General features: G+C 42.0%; 6 protein-coding genes. All 6 read right to left on the bottom strand.

Going from position 1 to position 6,290, the window contains the following annotated elements:
- Window positions 1–11: 11 nt before the first annotated feature.
- A complete protein-coding gene (locus KM934_RS12160; RefSeq protein WP_215760869.1) occupies window positions 12–671 on the bottom strand; it encodes an ATP-binding protein in 660 nt (219 codons plus the stop codon).
- Window positions 607–1,317: a helix-turn-helix domain-containing protein gene (locus KM934_RS12155; RefSeq protein WP_215760868.1), complete on the bottom strand. Its 711-nt coding sequence runs from the start codon at window positions 1,315–1,317 to the stop codon at window positions 607–609. Before KM934_RS12155 ends, KM934_RS12160 begins: the two co-directional genes overlap by 65 nt.
- A 2-nt stretch (window positions 1,318–1,319) precedes the next feature.
- Complete coding sequence (locus tag KM934_RS12150; protein WP_215760867.1) at window positions 1,320–1,685, bottom strand: helix-turn-helix domain-containing protein; 366 nt, start codon at window positions 1,683–1,685, stop codon at window positions 1,320–1,322.
- Window positions 1,686–1,796: 111 nt separating this feature from the next.
- A complete protein-coding gene (locus KM934_RS12145) occupies window positions 1,797–2,486 on the bottom strand; it encodes a hypothetical protein (protein ID WP_215760866.1) in 690 nt (229 codons plus the stop codon).
- A 205-nt stretch (window positions 2,487–2,691) separates the two neighbouring features.
- Complete coding sequence (locus KM934_RS12140) at window positions 2,692–3,804, bottom strand: site-specific integrase (RefSeq protein ID WP_215760865.1); 1,113 nt, start codon at window positions 3,802–3,804, stop codon at window positions 2,692–2,694.
- A gap of 116 nt (window positions 3,805–3,920) precedes the next feature.
- Entirely contained in the window at window positions 3,921–4,820 is a 900-nt protein-coding gene (locus tag KM934_RS12135; protein ID WP_215760864.1) for a helix-turn-helix domain-containing protein, read from the bottom strand.
- Window positions 4,821–6,290 lie beyond the last annotated feature (1,470 nt).

The following is a 6,290-nucleotide window of genomic DNA, read 5'->3' as shown; positions in this document are numbered from 1 at the left end:
TAGTTTTTGGGTTAGCATCTGCACAGCACTCCACAGGGTTTGTCGGGTGCGCCGACAATCTCGGTTGTCTCTTTTAAGCGGTCGCCGATGCGCTTGCCATACACCTCAGAAATTTGCTGAGGGGTGAGGTTGGAGGTGAGGATGGTTGGCAACTGATGTTCGTAGCGGTAGGAGATGAGATCGATAATGGGACTGAGCACATTGCCGTATTCGATGATTTCACGAGGCTCGGTGCCAAGATCATCTATTGCCAGAATGTCTTTGTCCATGAGTGAACGCCAATCTTTGGGATGTGTTTTGCAGATGTTGGCAAGGTCTTTGGCATTGTAGAGACTGATGCCGAAGTTTAGACCTGTCACTTGATTCTTGATGCCAAAATGATTGACGAGGTTCTGCATGGCATAGACAAAAGTGGTCTTGCCATTGCCACAACCGCCAGCAAGCAAGAGACTGTTCTTGCCGGACATGCCGCAAAGCCAGTGGGCAACACTTGCAACTTGTTTATGTAACTCATCGCCATTCCGAAATGTATGGTTGCGATATTCCACTTCAGCCGATATGGCTGCTGTCAGATACTGAGCTGCCGTTTCGCTGTTTATCGGCAACTTAAAACGAGCCTTCATAGGCTTGCGGTGAAGTAACTGTGACTTCAATACTTCGTTTACTTTCATAATTTTGCTTGTTAAAATTGTTGTTATTTGTTTTGAGATATTCTTTTTTCATCTTGTTGAAGAAATGACTGCGGCAGTCTGATTCTTCCTTTTCTGTAACTTTGCAGATGCGGAGGTAGGCGAAGAACTTGTGTATGTATGGAATGAGGTGCGTTGGCTCTGATATACGCAGGTCGCTCAGTTGGCAGACGATGTTCTTCTGCCATTCCACATCCTCAACCAGAATCCTTTCCAAATCGTCAATGCTCATGCGTGCGTGGTGATTAGAGATTTCTTTGTTTATGTTGTTGTCTTTAATAATGGTTGCATGAGTGGTTTCAGCATCAGTTTTATGAGCAGTACTGTCAGCAGTTTCGCCATCGGTTTCAAATGTGCGGATATGATAGGTTGGGGCGCGAGAATGTTGAACACCCTCCGTAAAACCGATAAGTCCTTTCTTCTTCAGTCCGTTGCGAGCACGGATGAGTGTGGCTTTAGTCATACCAGTAGATGCACAGATGATAGCCGTAGCACAAACAATAGGCATCTGCCAATAGTTGCGGTTCGCCTCGTTGAGCAGATAGAAGTAGAGCGTTGTCTCTGCCATGGTGAACTGCGTGTTGCGGTTGGTCTCCCAAAAACGGTTAATCAACTTGATATACTCCATGGCTACATTCCCCAATTTGATTTTGGCTTGTGTCTTACTGTACTGCGCATCTGTTCGGCAATACTTTCTGTTGTTTGCGAAGAAGCGTCTTGCCTGGCACTCTCCATCCACGCCATCAACTCCGAACGCTTGAACTGAAGCATCTTACCTGGCTGATAGAATGGTATCTTATGCGCTTGCGTGAGTGCATAGACCGTGGACTTGGCCCGACTGAGAATCTTGCATGCTTCATCAATACCAATCATCTGTTCTACTTGTTGCTTGCTACAATGTTTCTGCAACGCTGCTACTGTACTTTGCAGCGTGTCAACTTTCTGAATCAGTTCAGAAATAGCCTGAGGCATTGCCTCGAATGTGATATTGTCCATAATTTTCTGGATTTTGATGTTTCGTGCTGCAAAGTTCTGTGGTTATTCTTTATCCCGATGGTTATTTCATAGATAACCGCTTGTTTGTAAGTAATAACCGTAACCACATTCTTATGGTACCAGAGGCTCGTCTTTGGGAATATTCTCTATCGTACATCTGACGTAAGTGTCATTCATCTTTCGGTAGATTGTCTCCTCGTTGGTGTTTTCAAGAATCATCGGAAAAGCGTTCTTGATGAAACGACATGAAGCTCTACGGTCTAAGGCATCCAGGCGAGTCCACAGATTCCATATCAAGTGGTAGAAGTCAATAGGGCGAAGTCCTTTTGTGTCGTTAATGCCAATCTTAATGGGTGTGCATCTTATGATGCCACTGGCATACTCTTCAACCAAATGCAATAGTTGGGGCGTTAGGTCCATTGGGAAATATTGAGCAACACCCCTTCTTATGTATTCTTTGCATAGAGTGACAGCCTCCTGCCGATCATTTTCTTTGATATTAATCTCTTGTACAGGCGGAACATCACGTTCTTCAGTTATTATAGGCTTAGGCTTTTTGCCCGTATCTTTTGGATTGATAGGCTTCCTTTTCAATGTCTTGTACCTTGTCTTTCCCTCCTTACATACTGACAACAGAACTACATAAACAGAGTAAGAGACGATGCCTTCAATGCCAATGGAACATACTCCCAAAACAATATGGCATTTCAATCCATTAACGACATAGATATAGGAGATGGCGCAAATCAATAGCGTCATTATCAAGTAAATGTTGGTAGATACGAACTTTGTAATATTCATAATATGATGCGGTTATGTGAGTTTTGTTGATACAAAGTTATCGGTCATCCAAGCAAATAATAGAAAGAACTATCAGATAATAACCTTTTTGAGGGGTAAAAAGTAAATTTGGTTCTATTCAGAAGGTAGAATAGAAGCAATAGAGAAAATCCAAAACTTTCGTCTTCAACCATAAAACTTGGACTTATAAAAGACTCAGGACAGCTTATTTCAAGGTAATCCTGTCAACCGTCTCACGTTTCTTGTCATTCACAAGGTCGGCATAGATTTGCGTAGTGGTGACATTCTTGTGGACAAGCATCTTGCTGACCGTATAAATATCTGTACCTGAGGCAATCTGCAACGTGGCGTAAGTATGACGGAAGCAATGGAATGAGATATGTTTTTTGATACCGGCTGCTGCAATCCATTTGCGGAGTGGATAATTCACCATGCTTCTGGTGAGTCCACGAAAGACTCTACCTTCTGTGCGTTCACCACAGAGTTGTAGAGCTTCATCACTGATAGGGAGCATCGTTTCCGTGTCTGTCTTTTGTATTCGGATACGGACGCAATAGCCAAGGTCGGGAGCCAACTGGATGTCATCCCATGCGAGATTGAGAATGTCGCTGATTCGCAGTCCTGTAAGGCAGGAGAACAGCGAGGCTTGTTTCAATACAGGGATGTCGCATGGAGTAGCAGCCAACTTCTTTAGTTCTTCTGAAGTGAGAAATTCCTTGCGCACATCATCTGTTTCAATCTTCTCCAAGAAATCGTTCACATTCTCCTTATTCATCTTTTCTCGATAGGCGATGTTGAGGAAACCACGGAATGTGGAATAATAACCAGCTGCCGAGTTCTTGCTGATTTTAAGATGTGTGAGTCGGAGTTGATTTGCTCCGAGCAGATATTCACGGAATTTCTTGCAGAGATCTACCGTTATCTCTCCACAAGTGCAATGGCCTTGCACAAAGTTGAAGAAGTGTTTGTACACAATGTCCCATTTCTGGTCTTGTCCTCTACATTTCTTCTTATAGTAGGCGAGGAAATCGCTTTTCATCTTCTCATGGTCAAGAAAGTCAAACTTTTCGTTGATGAGCGAAGTGACTCTCATGCAGCGTATTGCCTCGGCTCGCTCAATCATCGAGCGGTTGAACTCGCGTTCTGCATCATTCCTTGGCTTGGCAAAGATGTAGATGCCAAGATATTCCCTGCGTGTCATCTTCATCGTTTCGGGATTGCGGATGGCAGGGTAGAAGTCAAGATACAAGGACAAGCGTCCATTGGTAATGGGGCGTCGGAGTAGCGACACCGTGGTACAGGTGTGATAGTGTGACATAATATCTTTCGTTTTGATGTTTTGTGATTGAATGTGCGTGCAAAGTAAGACGGTTATTTTTGCAGTGTTAGGTTATTAGTTAGATAACTGCAGACAAGTAAGATATAACCATAACCTTATCCCTTGATAGTCGGTGGAGCAAACAATTCGTCCAACTCTTTCTTGGACAACTTCACATACTTTCCTTCTTGTACCTTGGGAATGTTGTAGGTTTTCGCATAATGATAAAGCTGGTCGCGGGTGACATGAAACTTTGCCATCGCTTCCTTTATGGTGTAATATTGTGGCGTGTCAGGTTCGGCTATTCCTTTGGCAATATCCACATGGCGTCTGGAGTAGAGCACTTCCTTCTTTATTCGTTTCTTGGGTATCTTGAAATTTGAAACAAAAGTATAGACGGCTGTTGTGGTCATGTTGAACTTCTCTTTCATGGCTGCCACAGAATACCACTCCGTGATGCTTGCATCCACGGCTTTCTTGCCAAAGTAAGAATCTATATGTTTCTTGCTCCAATAAGACTTGCCACGCTGAAACACTTTCGGAAAAGTCTCGCTCTTGGCAATCTTGTACAACCCCGACTCGCTGATGCCATACTTCTGAAGAATTTCAGAGGTTGTGTAGAACTCGGTGATAGGTTGGCTTGATTTTCTTTTCCGTTTTTCGTGGTTGTCGTCAAGCATCACATCAATATCTTTTCTTTTAATGAGAGTAATACGAGTGCTAATGTGAGATGCTTTTAGCAAACCTTTATCAATAAGGTAATAGACATTACGAGTAGACAATCCCAATAGGACTGCCACCTCCTTTGGCGACAAAATTGTTTTGTCTCTGATTTTCTCAATAGGTCGGGTGTTTGTTTCATTTTCTATTGCGGCAATTCGTTGCTCTCGTCTAAATTGTTTGTAGGCTCTTGAATTGCACGTCTTGCTACAAAAACGTGTCGTAGACTTCCATGCGACAAACGTCTTCCCACAATACTCACATACTTTGTGAATTTCGATTTTGCTTGCGGTCATTTTCTCAATTAGTTTGGTTAAACATGTTGTTACTTCCTCCTGTTAGACATCTTGATAAAGGAATAATCGTGAATGATAGCGCACCATTGTGAAATTCCTCCATCATCTTGCCCACGTTCAGAGTCTCTCTTTTCCCTTGCGGTACGAGAGAGGTACGAAAATAGACGCAAAAACGGTCACCATCGATTTTTATCGAGAGTGACCGCAAACAAAAAAAGCGCTCGGAGTGAGCGCTTTAACTATAGAATGTGAGATTTGTTGAGTGTTTTTAATAGGCAATCACTTTCCCACGCAGATTTTCAACACATCTGATTATCAGTGTTTTACGTGTTAAAAGGACGATAGTTGAGCCGTTGTCCTTTTGAAAACATTTTAGCTTGATTATCAGCTATTTGTCTAAGTTTTGCTTTCTCTTCTTTTCATTTTGAACCTAAATTTGCAGATTGTAAAATTAACATATTTAACATTCAATAACACGATATTGCTATGTGCTCATATCAAAACGTAGCGTAATCTTGCTTTGTTCTGCAGATCCAGTTGTTCAACATGAACACCTCGAAGAACTTGTATGTGTTCATTCTGGCATATGCTTTCATGCTTTTTGGAGAATGCAATTCTATCTTGGTTCGACATCTTGCCGATAAGATGTATGAGTTGCAATCTATATTACCTGTTCTAATGATGATGCAAAATTACCACAAATACTTTTCATTGTGGCATTTTTATACTGAAATCAGTCAAAACACCTCAAAATTTAACTTTCTTCAGTAAAGAGAAAGAAAAATGGAGTATCAGCTATTCATACAAGTTTATTTCGTCATATACATATATATGGCTTTCATAAACCTGTAAACTCAATCTCTGTTCCTGTTCTAAGCCATTTGAGGTCATGACATTTGAGTTTGGAGAACATGTATATATACATGAGTAATTCTAAACTTAAACTTACATGCCATAAGTTGAGCCCGATGGCTGCTCATTGACGGCAGGGTCAGTCCTTCTTTTTTCTCCTTGCTGAATTACCTCTTTCTTTAGCTTCTGTGAATCGTTGCGAGAACCGTATTGCGTTTACTCTCGACATCCTAATCCCCAGGTGTGCCTTCCTCATGTTCCCTTCCTTGTGCGTTCTCCGTCTTTTTCATCGTACTTGCACCCCCAATCTCTTCATGCTGTTGCTCAGTTTCCGACCATCCTTCAACGGCTATCTGCACGATATTTGTTCATCGCTTGTTTATCTGATATAGACACCTGTTTCCTTTACCTAACACCGACTACATGATTTTCTGCACTTTTCTACACTTCTTATTTTGGACGAAGCAGACACACTTACTTTTTCCGTCGCAAAGTTAGTGCAAGCCGCATTGTATCAAGTATCAGTGCCTTATTACCTGAATTATTTCAAAAACTTTTTCGTCTGACATCATCCAAAAAACTTTTCTGTGCCAAGGTGAAATAATTCGGTAATTCCTT

It is taken from the genome of Hallella faecis (genome assembly GCF_018789675.1).
In the GTDB taxonomy this organism is placed as follows: Bacteria; Bacteroidota; Bacteroidia; order Bacteroidales; family Bacteroidaceae; genus Prevotella; species Prevotella faecis.
The sequence above is the reverse complement of the archived record's forward strand: the minus strand, read 5'-3'. Positions and strand labels throughout refer to the sequence as shown.

Bases quoted from the DNA above. Each gene is read 5' to 3' on its own strand.
- KM934_RS12150 (WP_215760867.1), bottom strand. From the start codon at position 1,685: ATGGACAATATCACATTCGAGGCAATGCCTCAGGCTATTTCTGAACTG.
- KM934_RS12140 (WP_215760865.1), bottom strand. From the start codon at position 3,804: ATGTCACACTATCACACCTGTACCACGGTGTCGCTACTCCGACGCCCC.
- KM934_RS12155 (WP_215760868.1), bottom strand. From the start codon at position 1,317: ATGGAGTATATCAAGTTGATTAACCGTTTTTGGGAGACCAACCGCAAC.
- KM934_RS12135 (WP_215760864.1), bottom strand. From the start codon at position 4,820: ATGACCGCAAGCAAAATCGAAATTCACAAAGTATGTGAGTATTGTGGG.
- KM934_RS12145 (WP_215760866.1), bottom strand. From the start codon at position 2,486: ATGAATATTACAAAGTTCGTATCTACCAACATTTACTTGATAATGACG.
- KM934_RS12160 (WP_215760869.1), bottom strand. From the start codon at position 671: ATGAAAGTAAACGAAGTATTGAAGTCACAGTTACTTCACCGCAAGCCT.